Raw genomic sequence first — 22,362 nt, 5'->3', positions numbered from 1 at the left:
CGAGGACGATATGCTGCGGCGTGGTATCGGCATGACCTCCCAGCGTACCCGGGAGCGGCTGATCCAGCGCCTGTGCGAAGAGGGTGTGTCGAATACCAAGGTGCTCGACGTGATCCGTCGTACCCCGCGCCACCTGTTCGTCGACGAGGCGCTGGCACATCGCGCCTATGAAGACACCGCGTTGCCGATCGGCCACAACCAGACCATCTCGCAACCGTTCATGGTTGCCCACATGAGCGAGCTGCTGCTCGAAGCCGGGCCGCTGGACAAGGTGCTGGAAATCGGCACCGGCTCGGGTTACCAGACGGCGATCCTGGCCCAGCTGGTCGAGCGGGTATTCTCGGTGGAGCGCATCAAGGTATTGCAGGATCGGGCCAAAGAACGCCTGGTGGAGCTGAACCTGCGCAACGTGGTGTTCCGCTGGGGCGATGGTTGCGAGGGATGGCCGGCATTGGCGCCGTACAACGGCATCATCGTCACTGCCGTGGCGCCGGAAGTGCCGCAGGCATTGCTCGACCAGCTGGCACCTGGAGGCCGCATGGTCATCCCGGTGGGGCCGGCCGGCGAAGCGCAGCAACTGATGCTGATCGTGCGCGAGGAGCATGGGTTCTCCCGTCGCGTGCTGGGGGCTGTGCGTTTCGTGCCGCTGCTCAATGGTCCGTTGGCCTGAGCCCAGCTTGCATTGGCTGTTTGGGTAGGCACCACGCGGTATTTTTGGGCCTGCAGCGAATTCTTGCCGCTTCGCCCTGTCTATCTGGCGGGGCGAAGCGCCAGCGTACACCGGGGCTTTGCAACAGCCTATTGCTCCAGTCTGCCAATACCGGCTGGCTTGGTTATAATTGCAACAATATTGCATTTCTTGTCTTCATATCGTTTTCGGCACCATGAGGGGAGCGCGGGTGGGTCACACAGTCATTCGGCAGCGCAAGGACGGGTCAGGTTTCAAGCTTCTGGTGATTGCATTGGCCATGGGCACGCTACTGGTGGGTTGCTCGAGCACCAGCAGCAACAGCGCGCGGGTGGTCGACCGCAACAACAGCGTGCCCAAGCGCCCGGCGGTGACTTCCGGGCAATACATCGTCAAGCCTGGCGACACCCTGTTCTCCATCGCCTTCCGTTATGGCTGGGACTACAAGGAGCTGGCCGCACGCAACGGTATCCCGGCGCCTTACACCATCCGCCCGGGCCAAGCGATTCGTTTCAGCAGCGGTTCTAGCAGCAGTACCACGGTGGTATCCAACCCTTCCTCGTCGAGCCGCACCACGGTCACGCGGCGGCCTGTGGGCAGCCCCGCCACGGCGCCGGCCAGCACCAGCAAACCAGCTACTCCGGCCCCTTCCACCAGTGCGCCAGTGGTTGCCACCGTGCCGGCTGCGGAGCGCGCGGTAGGCGGCTGGACCTGGCCTGCCAACGGCGTGTTGATTGGAAAATTTGCTTCAAACGGTAGTTTGAATAAAGGCATTGATATCGCCGGTGATTTGGGACAGCCTGTTTTTGCTGCGTCTGATGGTGCGGTGGTTTACGCCGGGAGTGGTTTGAGGGGCTACGGCGAGCTGATCATCATCAAACACAGCGATACCTACGTCAGTGCCTACGGCCATAACCGCAGGCTGTTGGTTCGGGAGGGGCAGCAGGTCAAGGCAGGGCAGTCGATTGCTGAAATGGGGTCTACGGGCACAGATCGGGTGAAGCTGCATTTTGAGATTCGCCGCCAGGGCAAACCCGTCGATCCGCTCCAGTTCCTGCCACGCCGTTGATCGTTGTACCCGGCCTGTTCCTGTGATGTAGAGGGGACAGGCTCAAGCGCTGCCAGGGATAAAGGTGCCGCTCGAGTCTGAGTTCGAACTCAGCAAAGGACTATAACAATGGCTCTCAGTAAAGAAGTGCCGGAGTTTGACATCGACGATGACGTCCTCCTGATGGAGACGGGTATCGTTTTGGAAACGGATGTGGTGTCAGACGAACCTGCTGTATCTTCGGTTCGGACGAGGGCCAAGTCGGGCTCTTCGCTCAAGCAACACAAGTACATCGATTACAGCCGGGCGCTCGATGCCACCCAGCTGTATCTCAACGAGATTGGTTTCTCGCCGCTGCTGTCGCCGGAAGAAGAAGTGCACTTTGCGCGCTTGTCGCAAAAGGGCGATCCTGCCGGCCGCAAGCGCATGATCGAAAGCAACCTGCGCCTGGTTGTAAAAATTGCCCGTCGTTACGTGAACCGTGGCCTGTCGCTGCTCGACCTGATCGAGGAGGGCAACCTGGGGCTGATCCGTGCGGTCGAGAAGTTCGACCCAGAGCGTGGTTTCCGGTTCTCGACCTATGCGACCTGGTGGATTCGCCAGACCATCGAACGGGCGATCATGAACCAGACCCGCACCATCCGCCTACCGATCCATGTGGTCAAGGAACTGAACGTCTACCTGCGCGCTGCACGCGAGCTGACCCAGAAACTCGACCACGAACCCTCGCCAGAAGAAATCGCCACGTTGCTGGAGAAGCCGGTCGCCGAGGTCAAGCGCATGCTTGGCTTGAACGAGCGGGTGTCTTCGGTGGATGTGTCGCTTGGCCCGGACTCGGACAAGACCCTGCTCGACACCTTGACCGACGACCGCCCGACCGACCCGTGCGAGCTGCTGCAGGATGATGACCTGTCGCAGAGCATCGATCAGTGGCTGGGTGAGTTGACCGACAAGCAGCGTGAAGTGGTGGTGCGGCGCTTTGGCCTACGCGGGCATGAGAGCAGTACCCTTGAAGATGTTGGCCTGGAGATCGGCCTGACCCGGGAGCGGGTGCGGCAGATTCAGGTAGAGGGGCTTAAGCGCTTGCGCGAGATCCTGGAGAAGAACGGCTTGTCCAGCGAGTCGTTGTTCCAGTAGCGAAGGCTCGTAACACAAAGCGCCCCGATGACCTCGGGGCGTTTTTGTGTGTGGCTAAAAGAGTTATCCCCATCCGAGATTGCAGGGCTGCAAAGCTGCCTCAAAACCTGGGCATAACAGATATCCAATGTGTATTGCGCTACCCCAGTAACATTCCATGTAAGCCTTTTCTTACTTGTTTTGTAAGCTATCTATGCAAGTCTCAGTAAATCATTGTCGTTTTCAGCCTATGTATTTTCCCAACTCATTGAAAACAATGGCTTATTTTGCTGTGAGGGAATATGTCCCCGGCAATACCTTGTGAGGGTTCGCGCTTGCCCGTCCGGCTCAACCCGCTAGTATTCGAACTGTGCACAGGGACATGCACAGGCTTTCAGGACGAAGGCCAAGGACGTCGCAAGAAGCGATTTCATCAGGATGATGTTTGGGACAAGCAGGGACTACGGAAAAAATGTGGGCGGGTCAAACCGCCCCTTTTTTTTTGCCCGCAGAAAACAAAAAAGGCCCCGAGGGGCCTTTTTCGCATCTGGGCGTTATCAGCGCTCCAGGTCGGCAATCTTGCCAGTCTTGCCATCCCACTCTTCGGCGTCAGGCAAGGCATCCTTACGCTCGGTGATGTTCGGCCAGACTTCCGCCAGTTCGGCGTTCAGCTCGATGAAGTTCTCCATCCCTGCAGGGATTTCGTCTTCCGAGAAGATGGCTTGCGCTGGGCACTCCGGTTCGCACAGGGCGCAGTCGATGCACTCGTCCGGGTGGATGACCAGGAAGTTCGGGCCTTCGTAGAAGCAGTCCACCGGACAGACTTCCACGCAGTCGGTGTATTTGCATTTGATGCAGTTGTCGGTGACGACGAAGGTCATTTCTAATTCTCTCCTCAGGCGACGGCGGCGGCCCTTCCTCTCAGGGCCGCGCGGTTTACAGGTATGTGGCTGCAGGCCAGGCTAATAACCTGCAGCACCAGCAAACCGCGGCGGATTCTATCAGCTTGTAGTGGGCGCCGTTATAACAGGTTCTTTAGTTGATATAGCATTTCGATAGCTTGACGCGGGGTCATGTCGTCCAGCTGCAGCTTGCCCAGCTTCTCGATGGCCGGGTGTGGCAGGCTGGCGAACAGGTCGCTTTGGTGCGGTACCTGCGGCGCATCCTTGGCTTTTGCGGCCGGGGGCTGCTCGTGCGGCAGGCTGGTGGTTTCCAGGCGCCCCAGGTGTTCGCGGGCACGCTGGATGACCACTGTCGGTACGCCGGCCAGTTGCGCCACGGCCAGGCCGTAACTCTGGCTGGCAGGGCCAGGCAGCACGTGGTGCAGGAACACGATGCGTTCGTTGTGCTCGGTGGCGTTCAGGTGCACGTTGGCCACCAGCGGCTCGCTCTCCGGCAGCACGGTCAGTTCGAAGTAGTGCGTGGCGAACAGCGTGTAGGCACGCAGCTGGGCCAGGCGCTCGGCGGCGGCCCAGGCCAGCGACAAGCCGTCGAAGGTGCTGGTGCCGCGGCCGACTTCGTCCATCAGCACCAGGCTGCGGTCGGTGGCGTTATGCAGAATGTTGGCGGTTTCGCTCATCTCGACCATGAACGTCGAGCGCCCGCCGGCCAGGTCATCGCTGGAACCGATGCGGGTGAAGATGCGGTCGACCAGCGACAGCTCGCAGCTGGCCGCCGGCACGAAGCTGCCGATGTGTGCCAGCAGCACGATCAAGGCGGTCTGGCGCATGTAGGTGGACTTACCGCCCATGTTCGGGCCAGTGATGATCAGCATGCGTGTGCTGTTGTCCAGGCCCAGGTCGTTGGCCACGAACGGCGTGGTCAATACCTGCTCCACCACCGGGTGGCGGCCTTGCTCGATGCGCAGGCACGGCTCGTCGACGAAGCGCGGGCAGTTCAGGTCAAGGTTCAGTGCACGTTCGGCCAGGTTGCTGAGTACATCCAGTTCGGCCAGGGCAGCGGCGCTGTCCTGCAGCGGCGCCAGGTGGCTGATGAGGGTTTCCAGCAGGGCGTCGTACAGCATTTTTTCGCGGGCCAGGGCGCGGCTCTTGGCCGACAGTGCCTTGTCCTCGAATGCCTTCAGCTCCGGGGTGATGAAGCGCTCGGCGCCCTTGAGCGTCTGCCGGCGAATGTAGTCGCCTGGGGCCTGCTCGGCCTGCTTGGTCGGCAGCTCGATGAAGTAGCCGTGCACGCGGTTGTAGCCGACCTTGAGGTTGGCAAGGCCTGTGCGAGCCTTTTCCCGGGCTTCCAGGTCGATCAGGAACTGGCCGGCGTTTTCGCTGATCGCCAGCAGGTCGTCCAGCTCATTGTCATAGCCGGCCTTGAGCACGCCGCCGTCGCGGATCACCGCCGGCGGGTTGTCGATGATCGCCCGCTCCAGCAGGCTGGCCAGTTCCGGGTAGGTGCCGGTGATGGCTGCCAGGCGCGCAAGGTGCGGTGCCTCGAGCTCGGTCATGGCGTTCTGCAGCTCGGGCAATGCGCCCAAGGCATCACGCAGGCGCGCCAGGTCGCGCGGGCGGGCATTGCGCAGGCCGATGCGAGCGAGGATCCGCTCGATATCGCCAATTTCCTTCAACTGCGGCTGCAGCTTCTCGAAGCGATAGCTGTCGAGCAGGCAGCGGATCGAATCCTGGCGTGCCTGCAGTACCTTGAGGTCGCGCAGCGGGCGGTTCAGCCAGCGGCTCAGCAGGCGGCTGGCCATGGCGGTCTGGCAGCGGTCGATCACCGACTGAAGGGTGTTGTCGCGCCCGCCGGCCAGGTTGATGTCCAGCTCCAGGTTGCGGCGGCTGGCGCCATCAAGGATGACCGTGTCGTCCAGGCGCTCGTGGCGCAGGCTGCGCAGGTGGGGCAGGGCGGTGCGCTGGGTTTCCTTGGCGTAGGTCAGCAGGCAGCCGGCGGCACCGATGGCCAGGGTCAGCTTGTCGCAGCCGAAGCCTTTGAGGTCTTTGGTCGCGAATTGCTGGCACAGGGCCTTGCGCGCCGAGTCGCGGTCGAAGTCCCACGGTGCGCGGCGGCGGGCGCCAGGGCGTTTCTCCGCAGGCAAATCGCGCGGCCAGTCGTCCGGGATCAACAGCTCGACCGGGTTCAGCCGCTCGAGCTCGGCCAGCAGGTTTTCCCAACCCTTGATCTCCTGCACGCTGAAGTTGCCGCTGGTGATGTCCAGTACGGCCAGGCCGAACAGGCGCTCGTCGCCGAGCAGCGCGGCAATCAGGTTGTCGCGGCGCTCGTCGAGCAGGGCCTCGTCACTGACCGTGCCAGGGGTGATGATGCGCACCACCTGGCGCTCCACCGGGCCCTTGCTGGTTGCTGGGTCGCCAATCTGCTCACAGATCACCACCGATTCGCCCAGCTTGACCAGCTTGGCCAGGTAGCCTTCGAGCGAATGGAACGGGATCCCGCACATGGGAATGGACTGGCCGGCCGACTGACCGCGGGCGGTCAGGGTGATATCCAGCAGTTTCGCGGCTTTTTTCGCATCTTCGTAGAAGATTTCGTAGAAGTCGCCCATGCGGTAGAACATCAGCTGGTCTGGGTGCTGGTTTTTCAGCTTCCAGTACTGCTGCATCATTGGGGTATGGTCGGAAAGACTGGACATTCAAGGCCTTGGAGCTAAGCGTCTATTAGACAATCGCAAAACGTCTAATACTACAGGCTTTTGTCGCCGTCTGCCGCTATCATGAGCCCAAGAAAAGGTAGAGGGCTTCGCTGCTAGGTTCGTCGTTTTTGTACGCTCAAATAGACGTATGTGGTTGACATAGTAATTATCTAATTGATACTTTGATCGTGAGCGCGAAACCAGTTGCCATCCAGCGGCTATAACTGGCGTAGGAACCCCGTCGATGGTTGGATCATCAGCGTAGGGTGAGACCTCCACACCCCTGCTTGAGGGTGTGTATACGAATATCAAGCACGAATTCAGGCCGCTTACGCGGCCTTTTCTTTGCCCGGAACTAAAGCTTCTGGGTGTCGCTGGTAGAGCAGTTCACCGTGGCGGTGCCTGTTCAAGGCTTTGGCATCACAGTGCATGAAATTCCACAGCATTCTGCCGTTCTCCATGGTCACGCTGACCAGCATCTGACGCTTCGACTCGTAGACTCCAATATAGGCAAGCCGGTGAGTGTTGTTCGTGAAGGCGACTTTCCATACCTCGTAAGGGTTGGTGAGCGTGTCCATCGCAAGCCCAACGTACCGTTCGCGTGCGTCCTGCCGCTTCTCCACTATGTGGTAGATCGAGTCGCGGCGTATCAGGACCCTGCCCAGTGGGGTGTCGACCGATAGGGAAACTGCTGATGCGTCCGTAAAGCCCAGATAAGAAGCAACCACCTCGATCGCTTCCTCGTGGCTTGCTGCGTGTGGGATTTCATCGACCGCAGGGGATCGGTATTCCCGCTCAAGAGTCCTCAGGTCCTGAAGACCCGCATCAATCCATGTGGGCTGACCTTTTTCCTCTGAGATTCTCGGCGCCGGCGCTGCCGTGCACAAGGCTTGGGTTGCCGTGCTCAAGATGATTCCATGCCCTTGATAAATGAAGGCGGCTATAGTGCCACATTTTTTTCAGGGCTGTGGGCGAGCTGACGCGCAAGCGATCGCGCTCACGATTTTCGTTCCTTCGGCAGGGTCGGCGGTTGTGCTACATCAATCTCTCTAAGCCTGAGGTAGCGCTTCGTCATACGAGCATCCGTATGACCGCCCAGCTTCTGGGCATCATTGCCCTGCTTGTCAGTATCTGTCAGAGACTTCGCCCTGAGGTCGTGGATCGTGGCGTCGGCCACCTTCGCTTCGTCGCAGGCTTTCCGGAAGGCATCCTTCACCGTTTCATAGGAGACCGGCTTGCCACCGCCCCGAGTGCAGAACAAGGTGAGCCCTCGCACCTTCCTGGGGATGGCCTTAGCCCTCGCAATCAGCTGTTCCAAGTCCGGTGTCATGCCCACGATGAGCTTGGCCCCTGTCTTCTGCTGGTCGAAGGCGATGCCTTTTTCGCTGATGTCCGATAGCTTGATGGCCAGCACGTCGCCAATTCGCTGTCCGGTGAGGTAGCACATTTCGAGAATTGACCGGATGTAGGGGGACGCCGCGTCGCAAATCGCCGCAAATTCCTCGTCGGTGATGTACCGGTCCCGCTTCTTCTCGACATGCCGCTTGATGCCGGTGCAGGGGTTTGAGTCGACAATCTGCTGTTCCAGCGCGTAGGCGAACACCATCCGTAGGAACGAGATCACCCGGTTGGCCATGTTCGGCGTGTCGGACATGTGCAGCTTGAGTGCGGCCACATGCCTCGGCAGCACTTGGCGTGGCTCAAACTCTGCCAAGTTCTTCTTTAGCTTTAGCGCTGCGGTCTCGTACTGCTTCACGGTGTTTTCCGCCAGGCGCCCGCGCATCGCGTCCAGCGCGTCATCGATCAGCTTCGGCATTCCACCCTGTCCTTTGCCGCCCATGATCTTGGCGTAAGCGAGCAGGGCGCCCTGGTAGTCCTTGTCCAGGCGCTCCCACTTTCCTTTCCTGACCAGGTAGTACGCGCCGTGCTTAATGTACATGCACGGCGGCAGATGCCTGTCCTTCTTTCGCGGCCTCATCGGTCGTCCCTTCTATCAAAACCGGAGCTCCGGTCCTTTCTTCTCGGCATGCCCGCCCAGGCGGGCCAGCACGACTTGTCTCAGCACCTTCGGCTTGCCATCGGCGCCCAGCACATACCCAAATTTCTCTGCCTGCAACCAGCGGACCTGGTCCTTGGGGCGGAGGTAGCCCGTCATGTCGGCTACCTCATCCGGGGTCATGAACATGGTTTCTCTCCACGCCGCCGGTGGCGGCAGGTTGGTGGTCAGTCGCAGCTGCTGGAGCTGGATCCGCTATCGCTAGAACTGCTGCTGTCGCTCGACGAGTAGCTGCTGCCGCTGTCGTAGCTGCTGTAGTCCCGGCTGGAGCAGGAGCTGCTGGTGCTGCGCGATGGTTCGTAACTGTCTGCTTGGTAGGCGGGATGCAGTGGGCTGACGGGGCTCAACGGATTGAGCGGATCAAGCATCGGGTCTTGCCTGCCTGATGCCGGGCTGTGGCCGCGTGCGAATCCTGTCGGTGCCAGAGCCGGACGCGGCTCGGGCTTCTTCTTTCGCTTGAAGATGCGAGTCAAGAAATTGAGCATGAGTCTCTCCATGCCCGCGAGCGTTTGCCGGCGGGCTGCGTTGAGGGGGCGGGTTACTTGGTCAGTTCGTGTCCGAACGGCACGCGGAAACCGGAGGCGTTGCGGTGGCCGCCACCGCCGTACTGCATGGCGATTTCCGAAACATCCAGGCCTTCGTCAGTGCTGCGCAGGCTGAAAACGCGGCCTTCAGGGGTGTCCCAGTAGCAGGCGGCGAAGGCCTCGCCCTGGGCCATGAGGTGACCCGCATCGCTGGTGAGTGTGTAGGGAAGGCTGGCTGCCGGTACGTCGTGACCACCGATGACCAGGCGGCGCTTCATCACGGCGACCAGTTCGGCAATGTCCTTGTGGTGCTTGCGCTCGATTGCGGCGCCGTCCGAGCGTAGGGTTTCCACGTCGGCGGCCATGAGCTTGTCCCAGACTTCGAAGTCGTAGGGGTAGCTGAACAGGTTGGCCTGAATCTCGCGGGTGCCATCCAGCTTGAACAGCCAGAGGTCGCGGTCCTCGATGTGGCGCAGCAGCATTGGCGGCTCTTGCCCGGGGAAGAAGTGGTCCCAGGCGAGCATGGCGCCGCTGCGGTTCATGTCGAAACAGCAGGCGATCGCCGGGGAGTTCTGCGAATACATGAAGGTGTGCGCGCTTTCCCATCCCAGAGCGGTAGATCCGTCGGCGTGCCGGCCATCTAACCGAACGCCGGCATGGAAAGGCGGGAACTTGGCAAGGTCCTCAGCCGCTGATTTGTGATGGTCCAGAACGATGATGCTTCGGGCCTTCCAGCTGATCCGAGCAAGTACATCGTACTTGTAGCTGAAGTCGACGATGATCACGTCTTTGTCGGTAACGTCTGGTGGCTCTTGGCCGTACACGCCGGCCACAAACTCCACCTGGTCGCCTAGGGCCTTGCGAACAACCCAGGCGGCGCCAAAGCCGTCGGCGCAGTTGCCGTGGTAGATGCACATCGTTTTGCGTTCAGACATAGGTATTCCTCGCCCGCTCGGTACCCGGCAGGCATTTTTAATGATTGAGGATAACCATTTCGGCGGGTTCACCGATATGGTTCCGCCTGGCTGGCGGGCTTGAGTAGTAGGGTGGAGGGGTTAGGCTGCGGGGCGCTTCATGAAGGTGATCCAGTGCGTCTTTTCGCGCTTGCCGGACTTGTGGCCAAACAGGGGTTTTTCATCAGTGAGGGCCAACAGCTCGCTGACCAGCACCTGGGTTTCGTTCCACTTGAAGATCAGGATTCCCTCGGGCTCCAGCACGCGGAAGCACTCGGCGAAGCCCTGGCGGATGTCTTCGCGCCAGTCGCTGGTGAGCAGCCCATACTTTGCGCGCATCCAGCTGTCCACACCGGCCCGGGTCAGGTGCGGCGGATCGAACACGACCAGGCGGAAGGTTGAGGCCTCAAAGGGCAATTGGCGGAAATCCATCAGAACGTCGGGCTCAACCTTTAGCACCCGGCCGTCGCACAGTAGGTGTTCCTCGTCACGGATGTCGCCGAACAGGGCGCGCTGGTCCTGCTTGTCAAACCACATCATGCGGCTGGCGCTACAGGGGTCGAGCACCTTGGCAACTGCGCTCATCGCGGCCCCCTGTAGATCAGGTAGGCCATGTAGGCGAGGGCGATCATGGCTTCCACCTCTTGCCGACGCGGTACACCATCATCATGTTGTGATGGAGCGGAACTTTGAGGACGTGGTCGAAGAACTCGCCCTTTCCAGAGATGAATCCGGTAGGCACCTTGGTTCCTCCGGCGCCGAATTCACGCCAGCATTCTTCGCCGCCGTTCTTTTCCCAGTAGGAGCGCTCGCGCTTTGGGATCTCATCGTAGGTTTTTTCGAACACGGAGATATCCGGGATATCACAGATCCGGCGCCATGCGGGATTGCGTTTGCACCATTCAGCAGCATGCTGAGAGGCTTGATCTACAGAGTAGAATTCCTTGGTGCTTTGTTCGGTCATGGCATCAGCTCCTTTGGCACCTGGACGATATAGTCGAGCCGGTAGCGAACCAGCCCGCGACAGAACGCCGTCAGCGCATTGGGTCCGTACAGCCAGACCACGGCTGCCGCAGGCCCTCCGCTGTAGCAGACGGCTTCATCCAGGTCGGAGCAGTACTTGGCGCCGCCTTGGTGCTTGTCGAGCAGAGGCCCGCCGACCGCCCAGTCTTCCCAGGGGTTGAAACGCTTGGCGTGCTCGATGGCCTGGCCCTGATACCGGGCGAACACCCGCCAAGTCACTCCGTTGTAACCTGGCGGCTCCAGGTATACGTCCAGTCCTTCGGCCTTGCCGACTGCCCAGCCCAGTGCCTCATCGGATAGATTGGATACTCTCACTTCGATCAGGTCGGTCATGGCAGCACCTTCAGCTCAGCTTCGCGCTTTTCGAATTTCTCCCTGGCATGCCGTTCGCGAGCCTCATGCACCCTAAGGCATTTCTTGCAGGTGACCTCTTTCGGCCGGTCTGAGCCGTCCATGTCTTCGCCGGCCTGGTTGCATGCGATCTGGCAGTCGTGATCGTCGAAGCAGCCGAAGTGCGAGACCAAGTGAATTACCTTGCTCACAGCTGACACCTCTCATCAATCCAGCGCCCAGGCGCCATAGCGGGTGTAGGTTCGGGTTGGGTTTCGTGCGGGGAGAGCTGGCGCTCGTTGCCGGCCTGCAGCTGGCTGTCGGGTATGCAGCTGATGCCGACCCCATTCAGCAGGTAGCAGGTGACGCCGCGCTGGCTGTCGTGCTGCACGTCGATGACGTTCTCGGTTGCGCTGGCGCCGGTGGCCAGCAGCAGGAGGCAGATGGCGAGGCGGTTCATTGGCTCATCTCGCGCTGGTGGTCGGCGTATGCCTCCGCGTTGCACTTCGGGCAGGGGATGTCGCCGCCGCTCAACAGTGGACCGCCTGGCACATCGCAGCTGTCCTCATCCCACAGGAAACCATCGACACACTGGGCATCGAGATACGGCGCGCCGAAGTGGCTTCCGTGGTAATCGCATCCTGCCGCGCCCGGCTCTGCCATCTTGAACTCGACGACCCAGACCCATGGGTTGGCGCTCCATGATGCGTCACCGTTGATGCTGCTCCAGAGGCACATGAATAGCTGCGCTGCGGTGAGCGTCTCGTCTGCGTCTGGTACGTGGCGAAGGAAATTCACACCTTCTGCTTCGGCTTGCTCCTCGCTGATGTCTTGCAGCCGTTCCACGCGCACTGCGGTGATTTCCAGCAGGATGCGGCTAGCCCAGCGCGGCATGTGGATGCTCGGTCGTCCTCGGCCCTGCGAGACCATTGCGCAACCTCTCTGTCGGACGCTTCCGTCTGCGGGGTACATGATGGGCTCGCCCTGGCTCAGGTCGCGCGGTGCAATCGAATCGAGTTGAGCATCCGCCAGCCAGGCCTCACGCACCCACAGTCGGTCACCTGGTTCGCCAAATGGGCAAGCACCTAGTTCACCAACCTTTACGGCGCACTCCTGCTCGGTTTTGCCCTGGACGACAAACCCGTAGCGCGGGTGATGTTGGCCTACGGCGATCCAAGGCTCCGGACTGTCTGGATATTCCAGGCGGGGGATCTGGCCGCCTTTGACCGGCCGGCGGGTGACTGTCTTCCGTCCTTCCAGAATGGCGCGGACCATAGGCCCACTGAACAGGATCGGGCGTTCCTTTGCTTGAGACATAGCTTTGCCTTGGCCGCCATATCGCGGCAGTGAATAGAGGGGAGAGGGGTTAGAAATCGAGAGAGTATTCAGCCAGGTAGGATTCTTGCGGGGTCTGTCCACGCGCCCAGTTGTATTCCTTCCACAGCTCTGGCATGCCGGGCGTGTGGCCGTGCTTTGCGGCCAAGGCCACCAATTCGTCCCACCACTGCTCCCAGCTCATGGCTGTAGTTCCACTGCGGCGCTAGGCTCTGCGCTGGCGGATAGGGCGTCAGCTATCCTGCGAAGTTCATACGCCGCATCTTTCAGCCTGGCGTCCGCAGAGTCCACAGCAGCATCAACACGTGCCCTGGTCATTTTCTTGTCTTCGTCTTGCAGATCTTGCAATGCGAATAGCGGGGCGCTGATCAGGTGGGCAGCCATGCTGATCAACTTGCCTGAGTTGTCTCGCAGCAGCGCATCCCGCTCGGCCAGCTGGGCGCGCTGATTCGATATGCGCATGCTCTGTCGCATGATCTGCGCGTCAGAGTGCTTGATAACCTCGCGCAGCTGCTCGATCTCGGCGCTTCCGGTCAGCGGTCCGAACGGGATCATGGGAAGGCCAGTCGCCGCCGCATCCCTCTCTGCCTCTTCTTTGGTCCACCAGAAGGCAGTACCAACCATCCAGGCTATTGGCTCGGGGTGGGGCTGCGGGGTTGGAAGTAGATCGGAGAGCGCGATATCTGGCGCGGTGCACTGGGCTGCATCGATGGCAGCCATGGCCAGGGCACGATCATTGATGGTCGGGACGCCCTTCAGGCGAGTAATGCACGCTGCAGCAGCTTCGACCTGCTGCTCGGTCCAGATGCTGCGCTCTACCAGCATGTAGCCTTCGGGCACGCTGACCATCTCGGTGTTGCTGGATCGGTTTTCTGTGGGCATGGGGATACCTCGGTCGACTGCATGTGAGTCGCCTTTTTTGTACTAGTCTTAAGGGGTTAGGCCGTTGCCAACGGCCCTATTTACTTCGGGGGTGAACTCATGGGTCAGCAAAAGCACGCGATGATGAAGGCCGAGGAGCAGGAGGGGGCCGCCCTTCGAATTGCAAGGAGTGCCGGTGTGCTGGACTACTGCGAACATCACGCCGTCTACTCTCATGACGGCGATGACATTCAGCCTGCCTACATGCTCGGAAATTCGTTGTTCTCAAAGGGAGAGCTTGATGGCATCTTCGAAGACCGCCGGGAAATGACCGACGCCATCAAGGCTGCCGTCGATTCGTGCATGCCTGAGTGTTATTCCTGCCAACGAGATGATGACGATTAAGCAGCCTTCGACTGGCTGGCAGCTACTTTCCATGGGTCGTTAGCTCGCGCCAAGGCCGCCATTGGTGGCGGGCTGACGCTGTTGCCGCACATGTGCACCTGTTCGGTCTTGGTGAACGGCTTGCCGTCGGCGCCCTTGTCGATGATGTAGCTGGCTGGGAAGCCTTGGGCGCGGTAGAGCTCGTGCGGCTGCAGCATCCGCAGGCAGATGTCGACGATCACATACGGCGTGCCCCTCACGAGTACGGTGACCAAGCCCAGGCGGTCTTTGGTGGTCACCGTTGGCGCTGGCGAGTCGCAGGCGCTGATGTTCTCCGTCCCGTAGTAACTGATCAGGAACGCGGCGACGCGCAGGGCGCCTTCCTCATGCTCTGGCGATAGCTTGTACTCGACTAGGGCGTGATGCTCGGCGCCGGCGGTCATGGTCGGTACCGGCTCATCTGCTGCACGTCCTACGCAGTTGCGGCGGAGCGTGGCCAGGCTGGCCGTTACTAGACGCTGCTGGCTGCCGGTGTTGGTGACCGTGGTCAATGGCTCATCCGCGCCCTTTGCTGGCGTGGCGTTGAATCCGCCGTTGGCCTGCTCGATGAATGCAGTGACCAGGGCGCGGTGGTTCTGCGTCATTAGCGTGCCCACTGGTTGATCAGCTGGCGCAGGCTTGCCGGCGTACACAGGCCCACCGGCCCCGATCATCACTGGGCTGGCCATCATCAGTTCGCCACGATTGGCTGCAGTTACCGTTGGCAGCGGATCGCGCGGGTTGTTCACACGGTCGGCGCCCTGGTGCGTTGCTGGAAGAATCACTGGGCTTGCCACGGCGAAGGACCCGCCACGCGGCCAGGAGGTGACGGTGCGCAGCGGCTCATCTGCCGACTGGGCTAGCTCGCCTGACCAGTTCGCGATCGGCACGATGAAGGGTTGTGGGTTGTCGAGCACGAACTTCTTCATACCCTTGGCCACTCGCCGCAGCGTGGCATCGGCCAGCGCCTTCTTGCGGCCGAAGATGCTCTTGCTCGGCACGCTCCAATCGATGCAGTCGGCGGCGGTGCGCCACTTCTGCTGGCCCTTGGCGGGGTTCTTGGCGTGGGTTGGCTCTGGCCACACAATTGGCTGGCCATCGCAGCGGGCGATCATGAACAGGCGCTCCCGGCTGGTGGGCGCGCCAAAGTCGCAGGCCTTGATGATCTGCCATTCAACCTGGTAGCCCTTGCCTTCGAGCAGATGCACAAACCGGCGCCAGGTGATGCCGCGCCGCTTCGGGTCGGGCACCAAGAACTGCTGTTGCACTGGTACGCGCTCGCCGACGGCGGCCACGGTGCCGTCCAGCTTCATCACCCGGCCAGTGGCCTTGTCGCGCTTCGCCATAAGCGGGCCCCACTGCAAAATCTGCTTCACGTTCTCCAGGCTGATCACCCGCGGCTTCTTCTTGCCGGCCCACTTCAGGCCGATCCATGACAGGTTGCGGATCTCGCGCTTGCGCGGCTGCCCGCCGGCGGCCTGGCTGTGGTGGGTGCAGTCGGGGCTCATGTGAAACCAGCCCACGGCCCGGCCCTGGCATTCTTCGTCCGGGTCACCCTCGAACACATCGGTAGTGAAGTGGCGCGCTGCTGGGTGATTAGCGGTGTGCATGCTGATGGCCGCCGGGCTGTGGTTCTTGGCCACGGTCACCGGTCGGCCTAGGCCCATCTCCAGCCCGGTACCGGCGCCGCCGCCACCGCAGAAGAAGTCGACCACGATCTCATCGTCTTGCGGGTCGAAGCCAAGGCCGTACTGGGTTTTGAAGTCGAGGTGGTTCTTTTTCTGAAACGCAGACATGAGCGGTCCTTGCCTGGATGGCGGAAAGAAACTGGAAGTAGGAGGGTTAACTGCCGAACAGGCTGAATTGGCTGCTCGATCGTTGGCAGGCGGGGTTTAGCCAGAGGCATTCGGTGCGGCAGGCTGTGCCCCGGCCAGCGGATATACGGGCTGAAGTGGTGTGTCTGGTCCAGCCGGTCAAGGTGTCGTCATAGAGCTCGCTGGGGTACCCAGACAAAACGACCATTCCGTCTAGCTCGAGCAACGATTTGAGTAGGTCGGCGTGCTGGTCGTCGTCCATCTCGTGTCGGTAGTACCGGCCGCTCTGTGCATTCTTGTATCTGGTCTCGTGCACATACGGGGGATCCACGTAGTGCAGGGTCGTCCTGGAGTCGTGTGCCTGCATGACCTCGATCGCCGGTCGGTTTTCGATTAGAACGCCGGTGAGGCGCTGCCCGATTGTTGCGATCGACTCCGGGTACTCGAGCCAGAGTGATTGGGCGGTACCGTATTCGCGCTTGGTGTCGATCCGAAACCCGGTGATTCCTTTGGTGGCACCGGCAGAGCCAAACCCCATTTGCGCTCTAATGATGGTCCGCCGTGCTCGCTCTACAGGTTCGTCAGCAGGTTCCCAGGCTCGCTCGAATTCTTGCCTGGCGTAGGGCGTCAGTACGACCACTTCAAACAGCTCCACTCGTCTCTGCGGGTCCTGCAGCACGCGGAACAAGTTGACGATGTCTCCGTCCAGGTCGTTGTAAACCTCGGCGTAGGAGCGTGGCTTTTGCATCAGAACGCCGGCGGCACCGCCGAAAGGCTCGACATAGCACGTATGCCGTGGGAAATACTGGGTGACCCACGACGCAAGCCGGAACTTGGAGCCGTGGTACCGGATCACCGGCGCTGAGATGGTCATGGAACACTCCATTGCAGGCGCCGCCCTCGCCGGGGAGGCGTTCATTAGTGGCAATTTGATGTCGTTTGGTCTATTGGTTGTGATTCCAGACCAGCGAGTTGAATCCCCGATGGACCGCGAGCCAACAAACCAGGAAGTCGCAGCAGTTCTCGGAATTGATGAGGATCAGGTTGATAAGTACCGTCAAGAGGCCGTGCTGCTGGGCGACGGTTCCTGGCTGATCCACTTTTCCTACGATATGCCGCGCGAGCTGCGGCACAGCTTCACTGGGAGCTTCACGGCAATCGTCGAATGCGTGCCATCTTCTGTTGACGCTCGCTCAGTCGACTGAGGCTGGCGGGTAGCGAAGGACGTTCAGGCGGCGATCGGGAACTGCTTGGCCAGGGCCTGCTGAACTGTCGCGATGATGCGGCAGAGGTAGGCCCAGTCCGGGTTGCGCTCCATGGCGTCGGCCGGCAGGTTCCACCAGTCGTCGCCGAACACGCGGTGCATGAACTCGCGGTGGGCGCCGCCGCACTCATCGAGCGAGCTGGTGTGGCGGACATCCTCGGCCTCGTCGAGCAGGCTTCGGGCATCTTCTGCGTCCAGATCACGGTCACGCCGCATTTGCACGATCACTTTCCGCGCTTTGTCGGCCAAGGCCTCGGCGCTGAACCGGCGAGAGCTAAGCGACCGGTCGAAGTAGCCGATGATGTAGGCGTCGTGCAGCTTGCAGAAGAACTGGCCGATGTTCAGGCCATCCCACATGCCGCCCCAGTAGGCGTGCCAGGTCTTGTCGTAGCAGCTGACGGTGATCTTGCCTTTGCAGGGCGCCAGGTCTTCGAGGTAGACGCTGATCGGGTCCAGGCCCTGAACCTCAGTGATCAGCAGTTTGGTGACTGTCGATGTCTCGACGTTCATGGCTTTCTCCATGCAGGCGCCGCCCTCCGTGGCCGGATGCGGCATGGTGGCAATTTGGTTTGGGATGGGGTATTACGGGTGACCGGCAATAGGGCCGAGCACAAGGAGTGATGCGATGCTTCATGATGACGATGACGGCAAAAGTGATTTCGTTTCCGAACTGTTGAGTGCCGATATGTTGGATGGCTCTGCTGCAGGGATTGCTAAGCTCTGGCTGGATAAAGGCGACGACGCTCTTAGCCAGAAACAGCGGCATATTTTCGAGACGTATGTGCTGGCCGCTCACGATCCTGGCGCCTGCATTCGAGGGTGCGATATCCCTTGGTCGGAGAAATTCGAAGCTTTGGATAATGGCGGCATGTGCAGCTACTGCGCGCATATGGCCGACAAGATCATGCGGGAGTGAGAATTTCGTCGCCCGGATCCTGCTGAATCATCAGCATGCTCTTCCGTTCGAAGGCCAGGGCCAGGCGTGGCGAGATGCTGATCACATGCCGCGGCGGGGTGAGAAACTTCGCCGCGTGCAGCCTGCCCAACGCATGGATGCCGTGGATCAGCGCCTCGATCATCTGGCTGTAGGTGGCGTCAGCCCAGCCGCAGATCGCCCGAAGGTGTTGGCCGGTTCGCTTCCTTGCCGACAGCCGCAGCGGCTCAGTCCGCGCCACATCTCGGTGAGCTTCGATTTCGTGGCGCGCAATCCTGAACAGTGCGTGATGCCCGAGCGCTTCGATGTGATGAATCATCAGCGTCATCGCCTCGCCCTGTTCCTCGATCCCGGCCCACTCCATCAGTTCAAGCAGGGCCTGCTTAGTCCCTGGTCGAACCTTCAAGCGCAGGTCCTCTTCCTGCAGGCGCTCGGCCTTCTCGCGCCGGCGCTCGTCACGCTGCTGCTGCGTCATAGCCATCATCGCCTCCATTGCGCACAAAGCTGGTGCCCGGCCCGATATCGAGCAGGTCGCACACCCGGTTGATGATCTTGAGCGCTGCGTCGAACACTTTGGCGTCGTCCGGCTCGCGGGCCAGGCGCTTCATGTTCGGCTGATGCTCCAGGCATACTTTGTCGACCAGGCGCCGGGCCAGCCTGCGAAGGTGATCGGCGCTGTCGTGCATGCGCAGACTGAGCGCAAACGCCAGAGCCACATCGTCAGGCCGGTACTGGCCACCGCTGCGGGTGATGTACAGCTTCTTGACCGGCCGATTCATCCAGGCCGGCAGGGTTACCACTCCAGAGGGTGCTTTCTGCATTTCGATGCTCCTGTAGGCCGCTGGGCGGCAGGTGGAACTGTTCTTGCCGCCGGCGCTGGCGGACCAGGTTGTTGATCCGCCTCATGCCGCGCGCGCCGCGTCGATTTGCTCGATGAGTTCGAACAGCTGCTGGGTCAGGTTCTCGATGGTGGCAGCGCCGCGCACACGTTCGGCGCGGCTCCACTGGCAGCTGCGGTTGAACAGCAGCTGCAGGTTCTGCTCCAGTTCCTTCCGGCGCTGGAGCATGTCGAGGATGGTTGCGAGCGGCATGGCTATGCACCTGCGAGATGGTGAAGCGGGGCGAACGGGATGTCGTCGTCGAAGCTTTCGGGGTCCGGCCCATACCCTGCTTGCTGGTTCTGTTGCTGTGGCGCCTGGCGCTGCTGTTGGTACTGCTGGCCCTGAGGTTGCTGACGTTGCTGCTGAGGCTGGCGCTGTTGCTGCTGGCCGCCGCCCTGGTTGTCAGGCCGGCCGCCAAGCAGCTGCATGGTGCCGTTGATGTCGACGTGCACCTCCGTAGCGTACCGCTTGATACCGTCCTTCTCCCACTCGCGGGTCTTCAGCTTGCCCTCGATGTAGCACTGCGAACCCTTGCGCAGGTACTCGCCGGCGATCTCCGCGACCTTGCCGAACAGTGACACGCGGTGCCACTCCGTGCGCTCGACCTTCTCGCCCGATCGCTTGTCCGTCCACTGCTCGCTGGTGGCTAAGCTGAGGTTGGTAACCGCGTTGCCGTTGGGCAGGTACCGCACTTCCGGGTCCTGGCCGCAGGTGCCGACCAGGATGACTTTGTTTACCCCGCGACTCATGATGCGAAGGCTCCCGCACAAACGATGAGTGCCAAGGCCCAAAGCGCTAGCCAGCGCGTACCGATATCGTCAGGCGGTACCACCGTCGGAGCGGGCTCCGACTTTGACTCGATTGCCCGCTCCAGGCTTTTTGCATAACGCACGGCAGCCGGGTACTCACGACGCTGTCCATACAGGCGGTTGTCGTTTGAGCCAACGATCGCCCAGCTGTTGTTCTTGCCTTGCTGAACGGTGAACCGGGAATTGCTGTGAAACTCTGCGGCGGCGGCTTCGGCCTGCTGCTGCACCTGGGCGTATTGCATCTGGCTATTGCGGATGGCTGTGTTCATTGGTTGGTCCTTGTTGGTCAGGCATGAAGTTCAAAGGCTTCGGCCCTGCGAACGATTCGAACTTGGGCGGTGCGGCGCTCCGGCGCGCGACGGTCGCGACGCATGGGGTCGCTGTCGTTGATGACTGAGTGCATAGCGATGAGGCCAGCGAGTGCGATGCAGAGTGGGCTGATGATCTGCTGGCGCATGGCCTTGGTGACCGCCTCGATGCGGCGGCCCGCTTCCAGCTTGAAGAGCGCCGCCTCGATCCGGTTGGCCACGGTGCCTGGGCTCACCGCCATCTGGCGGGCGATTTCTTTGGTGGTGAGGCCTTGAGCCACCCACAGCAGTGCTTCGAGCTCGCGGGGAGCCAGCGCCTTGCCGAGCTGGCCAATCCATGAGCCGCAAGTGATCGTTTCCATGAAGAGTCCTCGGTGGGCTGCATTGGTCGTGACGCTCGCTGCCGCGTACCTCCCGGACCAGGGGAGGGCGAACGCCACGACCGATGCAGCCTGGTGATGGGGAACCAGGTAGATCGGGCACTTAAAGTCAGGCTGACTTGGAGGTTGCCTCAAATGCGGCTCGTTCGAGCTCGAGACATTGCTCGTAATGTGCCATTGCGATTGGCATGTGATAGCTATCCAACGGCCATTTACTGACCTTGCAGCCTTGCCCTGCCGGGCAATGGAAGACGAAGAGTTCGCCCTCGTTCTTGTCCATCTCCAGACACACCTGGGCACCGCTATCGAAGCGGTCTTGGATAATCGTGGTCATTCGAATTGCTCCAGTGGATTCCCCCTGATGCGCCCCGCTTGAGGCGCACCGGGGAATCGTCTGGCTTGACCGCCTCAGATGGCAGCTCTGCGCTCATTGCGTTGGCCTTGGGCTTCCCTCGCACCGCCTTCAATCTGAATACAGCGATGATCGTTGGGGATCATGTTGCTCCGCGCTTGAGTGCAGCCCTTTGGCCGGCTGAGTAGGGCACGTATGCGCGGATTGCCGACCCGTTTTGTCGGCTGGGCTTAATGCTTCATTGGCAGGTTCCTCCTATGGTTTTTGATCCTCGCCATGCTCGTCGCCGGGTTTCCCCACCACTGCCTGCTGCAGCTACTGGCTTCGCATCAGGTGGCTTGCATGGTTTGGCGTCCTCCCATGGGGGAGTCCGGCAGCTGTCCAGAGGCTGCGTGGTCGACGACTTAGCTTGTCCCGACCCAGGTGATGGCCTGGGTGCGTCGAGGTGGTCACGTCGGGTTGTGTAAAGAGCGGTGGCTTGTCAGGCCTGTCGAGGGAGTGTTGCGTCTCGATGGATGAAGTTAACCATCGGTATGCTTTTCACGTCAATACCGATGGTTAATTTATTTTTCAAGGGCGTGCGCTATGATCCGGACAACTGGATGCATATACAGTCATTAGGGAGGTGTCATGGCCAAGCAAAACAAGACGGCGCCAACGCAGCAGCGCCAAGGAATGACCGCTCTAGAGCGGCTGGGTTTGAGGGTAGCCAACATGATCAATCACCCGAAAGCGCAGGAGCAGCGCTGGGTGGCCATTCATCGACTGGACACAGATGGTGATGCTGAGTGGGGCGAGATCATGCGCATTCTTGGTGAGACGGATGGCCTGGAGATTACGCAGTTGGAAGAGGGCGGAATAAAAATCGAATGGGAGATGCAGAGCGACCATGACCAAGAGGCGCCGATCGAAGAGCTGGAGGCGCTTGAATACGAGGCGCCGTTCTGAAACGGAAGAGCCCGCTCACGGCGGGCTCTATCAGGCTTTCTTCGCGTTCCAGATCAATAGGACCTTCGCATGGATCGTGACATCGTCGATCCTGGCCTGTTGGTCCTTGTGCTTCTCGTTGTCCGAGATTAACCAGAAGTGGTCCTCGTCGAAGAACTGCAGGCGCTTGATGTACAGGTGGCCGTGCCAAGTCAGGACATAGATACCGTCCCCGACAAACTCATTCACCCCACGGTCAACGATCAGCGGATCCTTGTCATTGATCGTGCCCTCCATGCTCTGACCCCAGCCGAAGATCATGGCCAATGCAGACTGTGAGGTATAAGTAACCCCTTTTTCGTGTAGCACCGATTCCTTCACGATTACGTTCCGCATGACTTCGGTGTAGTCAGGCGGGACCTGGCCGTGCCCCATCGAGGCGCGTATGTCGTATTGCGGAATGAAGATCTCGTCCTTCTTCACCTTCAGGCCGGAGAAATCAGCAGATACAACATTGCTTGGGCGAACATCAACCAGGGTATCTGCAACCGCGGCCGCAATCTTTTGCTGAGCATCCTCGTCCAGCTTCTTTCCGGCATGCTGCTTCAGCATCGCCATTACTTTTTCTGCCGCGCCTTTCTTGTGGTCCTGATCGCCAGCTGGAAGCGACCTCAGCGATCGGATCTCGTCCGCCAGCCGTGGGCTGAACTGTTCAACCGGAACCTCCAAAAGCCTGGCCAA

General features: G+C 60.7%; 32 protein-coding genes and 1 pseudogene. 7 read left to right on the top strand and 26 right to left on the bottom strand.

Going from position 1 to position 22,362, the window contains the following annotated elements:
* The first annotated feature begins 31 nt into the window (after positions 1-31).
* The 3 genes from APH42_RS16195 to rpoS all read left to right on the top strand — a co-directional run bounded on the left by APH42_RS16195 (position 32) and on the right by rpoS (position 2,873).
* Positions 32-670: a protein-L-isoaspartate(D-aspartate) O-methyltransferase gene (locus APH42_RS16195; protein ID WP_003252348.1), complete on the top strand. Its 639-nt coding sequence runs from the start codon at positions 32-34 to the stop codon at positions 668-670.
* 229 nt (positions 671-899) lie between these two features.
* On the top strand, positions 900-1,757 hold the full coding sequence (locus APH42_RS16190; protein ID WP_012270862.1) for a peptidoglycan DD-metalloendopeptidase family protein: 858 nt from the start codon (positions 900-902) through the stop codon (positions 1,755-1,757).
* Positions 1,758-1,865: 108 nt separating this feature from the next.
* Positions 1,866-2,873, top strand: coding sequence for an RNA polymerase sigma factor RpoS (gene rpoS / locus APH42_RS16185; RefSeq protein WP_003252351.1), 1,008 nt, complete (start codon positions 1,866-1,868; stop codon positions 2,871-2,873).
* Positions 2,874-3,409: 536 nt separating this feature from the next.
* On the opposite strand, the gene fdxA is transcribed toward rpoS, so the two are convergent.
* The 15 genes and pseudogenes from fdxA to APH42_RS16115 all read right to left on the bottom strand — a co-directional run bounded on the left by fdxA (position 3,410) and on the right by APH42_RS16115 (position 13,550).
* Positions 3,410-3,733 carry a ferredoxin FdxA gene (gene fdxA / locus APH42_RS16180; RefSeq protein ID WP_012270863.1) on the bottom strand — a complete coding sequence of 108 codons (324 nt, stop codon included), beginning with the start codon at positions 3,731-3,733 and terminating at the stop codon, positions 3,410-3,412.
* A 140-nt stretch (positions 3,734-3,873) separates the two neighbouring features.
* Positions 3,874-6,447 carry a DNA mismatch repair protein MutS gene (gene mutS / locus APH42_RS16175; RefSeq protein ID WP_060493769.1) on the bottom strand — a complete coding sequence of 858 codons (2,574 nt, stop codon included), beginning with the start codon at positions 6,445-6,447 and terminating at the stop codon, positions 3,874-3,876.
* Positions 6,448-6,776: 329 nt separating this feature from the next.
* Positions 6,777-7,355: a PBECR2 nuclease fold domain-containing protein gene (locus tag APH42_RS30165; RefSeq protein WP_232858366.1), complete on the bottom strand. Its 579-nt coding sequence runs from the start codon at positions 7,353-7,355 to the stop codon at positions 6,777-6,779.
* Between the two features lie 89 nt (positions 7,356-7,444).
* Positions 7,445-8,425, bottom strand: coding sequence for a tyrosine-type recombinase/integrase (locus APH42_RS16165; protein ID WP_060493768.1), 981 nt, complete (start codon positions 8,423-8,425; stop codon positions 7,445-7,447).
* A gap of 15 nt (positions 8,426-8,440) precedes the next feature.
* A complete protein-coding gene (locus APH42_RS16160; RefSeq protein ID WP_039614784.1) occupies positions 8,441-8,632 on the bottom strand; it encodes a DUF4224 domain-containing protein in 192 nt (63 codons plus the stop codon).
* Positions 8,633-8,670: 38 nt separating this feature from the next.
* The gene (locus APH42_RS16155; RefSeq protein ID WP_060493767.1) at positions 8,671-8,988 is read right to left on the bottom strand and encodes a hypothetical protein; all 318 of its coding nucleotides are present in this window, start codon (positions 8,986-8,988) and stop codon (positions 8,671-8,673) included.
* Between the two features lie 53 nt (positions 8,989-9,041).
* Positions 9,042-9,962 (bottom strand): phosphohydrolase, encoded by a 921-nt coding sequence (locus APH42_RS16150; protein ID WP_232858367.1) that lies wholly within the window; start codon positions 9,960-9,962, stop codon positions 9,042-9,044.
* 120 nt (positions 9,963-10,082) lie between these two features.
* Entirely contained in the window at positions 10,083-10,565 is a 483-nt protein-coding gene (locus tag APH42_RS16145) for a methyltransferase (RefSeq protein ID WP_060493766.1), read from the bottom strand.
* 43 nt (positions 10,566-10,608) lie between these two features.
* Positions 10,609-10,944, bottom strand: coding sequence for a hypothetical protein (locus tag APH42_RS16140; RefSeq protein ID WP_060493765.1), 336 nt, complete (start codon positions 10,942-10,944; stop codon positions 10,609-10,611).
* Positions 10,941-11,336, bottom strand: coding sequence for a phage protein NinX family protein (locus APH42_RS16135; protein ID WP_060493764.1), 396 nt, complete (start codon positions 11,334-11,336; stop codon positions 10,941-10,943). The genes APH42_RS16140 and APH42_RS16135 overlap by 4 nt, the downstream gene beginning before the upstream one ends.
* Entirely contained in the window at positions 11,333-11,545 is a 213-nt protein-coding gene (locus APH42_RS16130) for a hypothetical protein (protein WP_060493763.1), read from the bottom strand. Before APH42_RS16130 ends, APH42_RS16135 begins: the two co-directional genes overlap by 4 nt.
* On the bottom strand, positions 11,542-11,793 hold the full coding sequence (locus tag APH42_RS16125; RefSeq protein ID WP_060493762.1) for a hypothetical protein: 252 nt from the start codon (positions 11,791-11,793) through the stop codon (positions 11,542-11,544). The genes APH42_RS16130 and APH42_RS16125 overlap by 4 nt, the downstream gene beginning before the upstream one ends.
* Before the next feature lie 191 nt (positions 11,794-11,984).
* A pseudogene (locus tag APH42_RS16120) lies at positions 11,985-12,650 on the bottom strand (hypothetical protein); the annotation flags it as partial.
* A 49-nt stretch (positions 12,651-12,699) separates the two neighbouring features.
* A complete protein-coding gene (locus APH42_RS29895) occupies positions 12,700-12,852 on the bottom strand; it encodes a hypothetical protein (RefSeq protein ID WP_156352798.1) in 153 nt (50 codons plus the stop codon).
* A complete protein-coding gene (locus APH42_RS16115) occupies positions 12,849-13,550 on the bottom strand; it encodes a hypothetical protein (RefSeq protein WP_177336860.1) in 702 nt (233 codons plus the stop codon). Before APH42_RS16115 ends, APH42_RS29895 begins: the two co-directional genes overlap by 4 nt.
* 99 nt (positions 13,551-13,649) lie before the next feature.
* On the opposite strand from APH42_RS16115, the gene APH42_RS16110 reads away from it, so the two are divergent.
* Positions 13,650-13,934, top strand: coding sequence for a hypothetical protein (locus tag APH42_RS16110; protein ID WP_060493760.1), 285 nt, complete (start codon positions 13,650-13,652; stop codon positions 13,932-13,934).
* On the opposite strand, the gene APH42_RS16105 is transcribed toward APH42_RS16110, so the two are convergent.
* Together APH42_RS16105 and APH42_RS16100 are read right to left on the bottom strand one after the other, a co-directional pair.
* Positions 13,931-15,748, bottom strand: a complete 1,818-nt coding sequence (locus tag APH42_RS16105) for a DNA cytosine methyltransferase (protein WP_060493759.1) — start codon at positions 15,746-15,748, stop codon at positions 13,931-13,933. The two genes, APH42_RS16110 and APH42_RS16105, sit on opposite strands and share 4 nt — an antisense overlap.
* Before the next feature lie 46 nt (positions 15,749-15,794).
* Entirely contained in the window at positions 15,795-16,640 is an 846-nt protein-coding gene (locus APH42_RS16100; RefSeq protein ID WP_060493758.1) for a DNA adenine methylase, read from the bottom strand.
* On the opposite strand from APH42_RS16100, the gene APH42_RS16095 reads away from it, so the two are divergent.
* A complete protein-coding gene (locus APH42_RS16095; protein ID WP_232858368.1) occupies positions 16,639-16,971 on the top strand; it encodes a hypothetical protein in 333 nt (110 codons plus the stop codon). The two genes, APH42_RS16100 and APH42_RS16095, sit on opposite strands and share 2 nt — an antisense overlap.
* A gap of 23 nt (positions 16,972-16,994) precedes the next feature.
* On the opposite strand, the gene APH42_RS16090 is transcribed toward APH42_RS16095, so the two are convergent.
* Complete coding sequence (locus APH42_RS16090; protein ID WP_060493757.1) at positions 16,995-17,540, bottom strand: hypothetical protein; 546 nt, start codon at positions 17,538-17,540, stop codon at positions 16,995-16,997.
* Between the two features lie 115 nt (positions 17,541-17,655).
* On the opposite strand from APH42_RS16090, the gene APH42_RS16085 reads away from it, so the two are divergent.
* A complete protein-coding gene (locus APH42_RS16085; protein ID WP_060493756.1) occupies positions 17,656-17,946 on the top strand; it encodes a hypothetical protein in 291 nt (96 codons plus the stop codon).
* Here APH42_RS16085 and APH42_RS16080 read toward each other — a convergent pair.
* The 7 genes from APH42_RS16080 to APH42_RS16050 all read right to left on the bottom strand — a co-directional run bounded on the left by APH42_RS16080 (position 17,933) and on the right by APH42_RS16050 (position 20,676).
* Positions 17,933-18,445, bottom strand: coding sequence for a hypothetical protein (locus APH42_RS16080; RefSeq protein ID WP_060493755.1), 513 nt, complete (start codon positions 18,443-18,445; stop codon positions 17,933-17,935). The genes APH42_RS16085 and APH42_RS16080 overlap by 14 nt on opposite strands.
* Entirely contained in the window at positions 18,420-18,785 is a 366-nt protein-coding gene (locus APH42_RS16075; protein ID WP_060493754.1) for a hypothetical protein, read from the bottom strand. The genes APH42_RS16080 and APH42_RS16075 overlap by 26 nt, the downstream gene beginning before the upstream one ends.
* A gap of 81 nt (positions 18,786-18,866) precedes the next feature.
* Entirely contained in the window at positions 18,867-19,055 is a 189-nt protein-coding gene (locus tag APH42_RS16070; RefSeq protein ID WP_060493753.1) for a hypothetical protein, read from the bottom strand.
* A 2-nt stretch (positions 19,056-19,057) separates the two neighbouring features.
* A complete protein-coding gene (locus APH42_RS16065; RefSeq protein ID WP_060493752.1) occupies positions 19,058-19,594 on the bottom strand; it encodes a single-stranded DNA-binding protein in 537 nt (178 codons plus the stop codon).
* Positions 19,591-19,923 (bottom strand): hypothetical protein, encoded by a 333-nt coding sequence (locus tag APH42_RS16060; RefSeq protein ID WP_060493751.1) that lies wholly within the window; start codon positions 19,921-19,923, stop codon positions 19,591-19,593. The genes APH42_RS16065 and APH42_RS16060 overlap by 4 nt, the downstream gene beginning before the upstream one ends.
* 17 nt (positions 19,924-19,940) lie before the next feature.
* Complete coding sequence (locus APH42_RS16055) at positions 19,941-20,324, bottom strand: response regulator transcription factor (protein WP_060493750.1); 384 nt, start codon at positions 20,322-20,324, stop codon at positions 19,941-19,943.
* A 127-nt stretch (positions 20,325-20,451) separates the two neighbouring features.
* Positions 20,452-20,676 (bottom strand): hypothetical protein, encoded by a 225-nt coding sequence (locus APH42_RS16050; protein ID WP_060493749.1) that lies wholly within the window; start codon positions 20,674-20,676, stop codon positions 20,452-20,454.
* A gap of 648 nt (positions 20,677-21,324) precedes the next feature.
* On the opposite strand from APH42_RS16050, the gene APH42_RS16045 reads away from it, so the two are divergent.
* Positions 21,325-21,642, top strand: a complete 318-nt coding sequence (locus tag APH42_RS16045) for a DUF1654 domain-containing protein (RefSeq protein WP_060493748.1) — start codon at positions 21,325-21,327, stop codon at positions 21,640-21,642.
* Between the two features lie 30 nt (positions 21,643-21,672).
* Here the strand turns inward: APH42_RS16045 and APH42_RS16040 are convergent.
* The coding region (locus tag APH42_RS16040) for a S24 family peptidase (RefSeq protein ID WP_060493747.1) at positions 21,673-22,362 on the bottom strand (690 nt) is incomplete at its 5' end.

The sequence above is a fragment of the Pseudomonas sp. NBRC 111140 genome, assembly GCF_001320885.1.
GTDB lineage: Bacteria > Pseudomonadota > Gammaproteobacteria > Pseudomonadales > Pseudomonadaceae > Aquipseudomonas > Aquipseudomonas putida_P.
Note: the sequence above shows the minus strand (reverse complement) of the source record. Positions and strands in the feature narration are given on the sequence as shown.

Bases quoted from the DNA above. Each gene is read 5' to 3' on its own strand.
- rpoS (WP_003252351.1), top strand. From the start codon at position 1,866: ATGGCTCTCAGTAAAGAAGTGCCGGAGTTTGACATCGACGATGACGTC.
- APH42_RS16145 (WP_060493766.1), bottom strand. From the start codon at position 10,565: ATGAGCGCAGTTGCCAAGGTGCTCGACCCCTGTAGCGCCAGCCGCATG.
- APH42_RS16085 (WP_060493756.1), top strand. From the start codon at position 17,656: ATGCTTCATGATGACGATGACGGCAAAAGTGATTTCGTTTCCGAACTG.
- APH42_RS16095 (WP_232858368.1), top strand. From the start codon at position 16,639: ATGGAACACTCCATTGCAGGCGCCGCCCTCGCCGGGGAGGCGTTCATT.
- APH42_RS16125 (WP_060493762.1), bottom strand. From the start codon at position 11,793: ATGAACCGCCTCGCCATCTGCCTCCTGCTGCTGGCCACCGGCGCCAGC.
- APH42_RS16065 (WP_060493752.1), bottom strand. From the start codon at position 19,594: ATGAGTCGCGGGGTAAACAAAGTCATCCTGGTCGGCACCTGCGGCCAG.
- APH42_RS16165 (WP_060493768.1), bottom strand. From the start codon at position 8,425: ATGAGGCCGCGAAAGAAGGACAGGCATCTGCCGCCGTGCATGTACATT.
- APH42_RS16105 (WP_060493759.1), bottom strand. From the start codon at position 15,748: ATGTCTGCGTTTCAGAAAAAGAACCACCTCGACTTCAAAACCCAGTAC.
- APH42_RS16075 (WP_060493754.1), bottom strand. From the start codon at position 18,785: ATGCAGAAAGCACCCTCTGGAGTGGTAACCCTGCCGGCCTGGATGAAT.
- APH42_RS16060 (WP_060493751.1), bottom strand. From the start codon at position 19,923: ATGAACACAGCCATCCGCAATAGCCAGATGCAATACGCCCAGGTGCAG.
- APH42_RS16115 (WP_177336860.1), bottom strand. From the start codon at position 13,550: ATGCCCACAGAAAACCGATCCAGCAACACCGAGATGGTCAGCGTGCCC.
- APH42_RS16090 (WP_060493757.1), bottom strand. From the start codon at position 17,540: ATGAACGTCGAGACATCGACAGTCACCAAACTGCTGATCACTGAGGTT.
- APH42_RS16110 (WP_060493760.1), top strand. From the start codon at position 13,650: ATGGGTCAGCAAAAGCACGCGATGATGAAGGCCGAGGAGCAGGAGGGG.
- APH42_RS16045 (WP_060493748.1), top strand. From the start codon at position 21,325: ATGGCCAAGCAAAACAAGACGGCGCCAACGCAGCAGCGCCAAGGAATG.
- APH42_RS16080 (WP_060493755.1), bottom strand. From the start codon at position 18,445: ATGGCTATGACGCAGCAGCAGCGTGACGAGCGCCGGCGCGAGAAGGCC.
- APH42_RS16100 (WP_060493758.1), bottom strand. From the start codon at position 16,640: ATGACCATCTCAGCGCCGGTGATCCGGTACCACGGCTCCAAGTTCCGG.
- APH42_RS16195 (WP_003252348.1), top strand. From the start codon at position 32: ATGACCTCCCAGCGTACCCGGGAGCGGCTGATCCAGCGCCTGTGCGAA.
- APH42_RS16160 (WP_039614784.1), bottom strand. From the start codon at position 8,632: ATGTTCATGACCCCGGATGAGGTAGCCGACATGACGGGCTACCTCCGC.
- APH42_RS16050 (WP_060493749.1), bottom strand. From the start codon at position 20,676: ATGACCACGATTATCCAAGACCGCTTCGATAGCGGTGCCCAGGTGTGT.
- APH42_RS16070 (WP_060493753.1), bottom strand. From the start codon at position 19,055: ATGCCGCTCGCAACCATCCTCGACATGCTCCAGCGCCGGAAGGAACTG.
- fdxA (WP_012270863.1), bottom strand. From the start codon at position 3,733: ATGACCTTCGTCGTCACCGACAACTGCATCAAATGCAAATACACCGAC.
- APH42_RS16055 (WP_060493750.1), bottom strand. From the start codon at position 20,324: ATGGAAACGATCACTTGCGGCTCATGGATTGGCCAGCTCGGCAAGGCG.
- APH42_RS16140 (WP_060493765.1), bottom strand. From the start codon at position 10,944: ATGACCGAACAAAGCACCAAGGAATTCTACTCTGTAGATCAAGCCTCT.
- APH42_RS16150 (WP_232858367.1), bottom strand. From the start codon at position 9,962: ATGTCTGAACGCAAAACGATGTGCATCTACCACGGCAACTGCGCCGAC.
- APH42_RS16135 (WP_060493764.1), bottom strand. From the start codon at position 11,336: ATGACCGACCTGATCGAAGTGAGAGTATCCAATCTATCCGATGAGGCA.
- APH42_RS16155 (WP_060493767.1), bottom strand. From the start codon at position 8,988: ATGCTCAATTTCTTGACTCGCATCTTCAAGCGAAAGAAGAAGCCCGAG.
- mutS (WP_060493769.1), bottom strand. From the start codon at position 6,447: ATGTCCAGTCTTTCCGACCATACCCCAATGATGCAGCAGTACTGGAAG.
- APH42_RS29895 (WP_156352798.1), bottom strand. From the start codon at position 12,852: ATGAGCTGGGAGCAGTGGTGGGACGAATTGGTGGCCTTGGCCGCAAAG.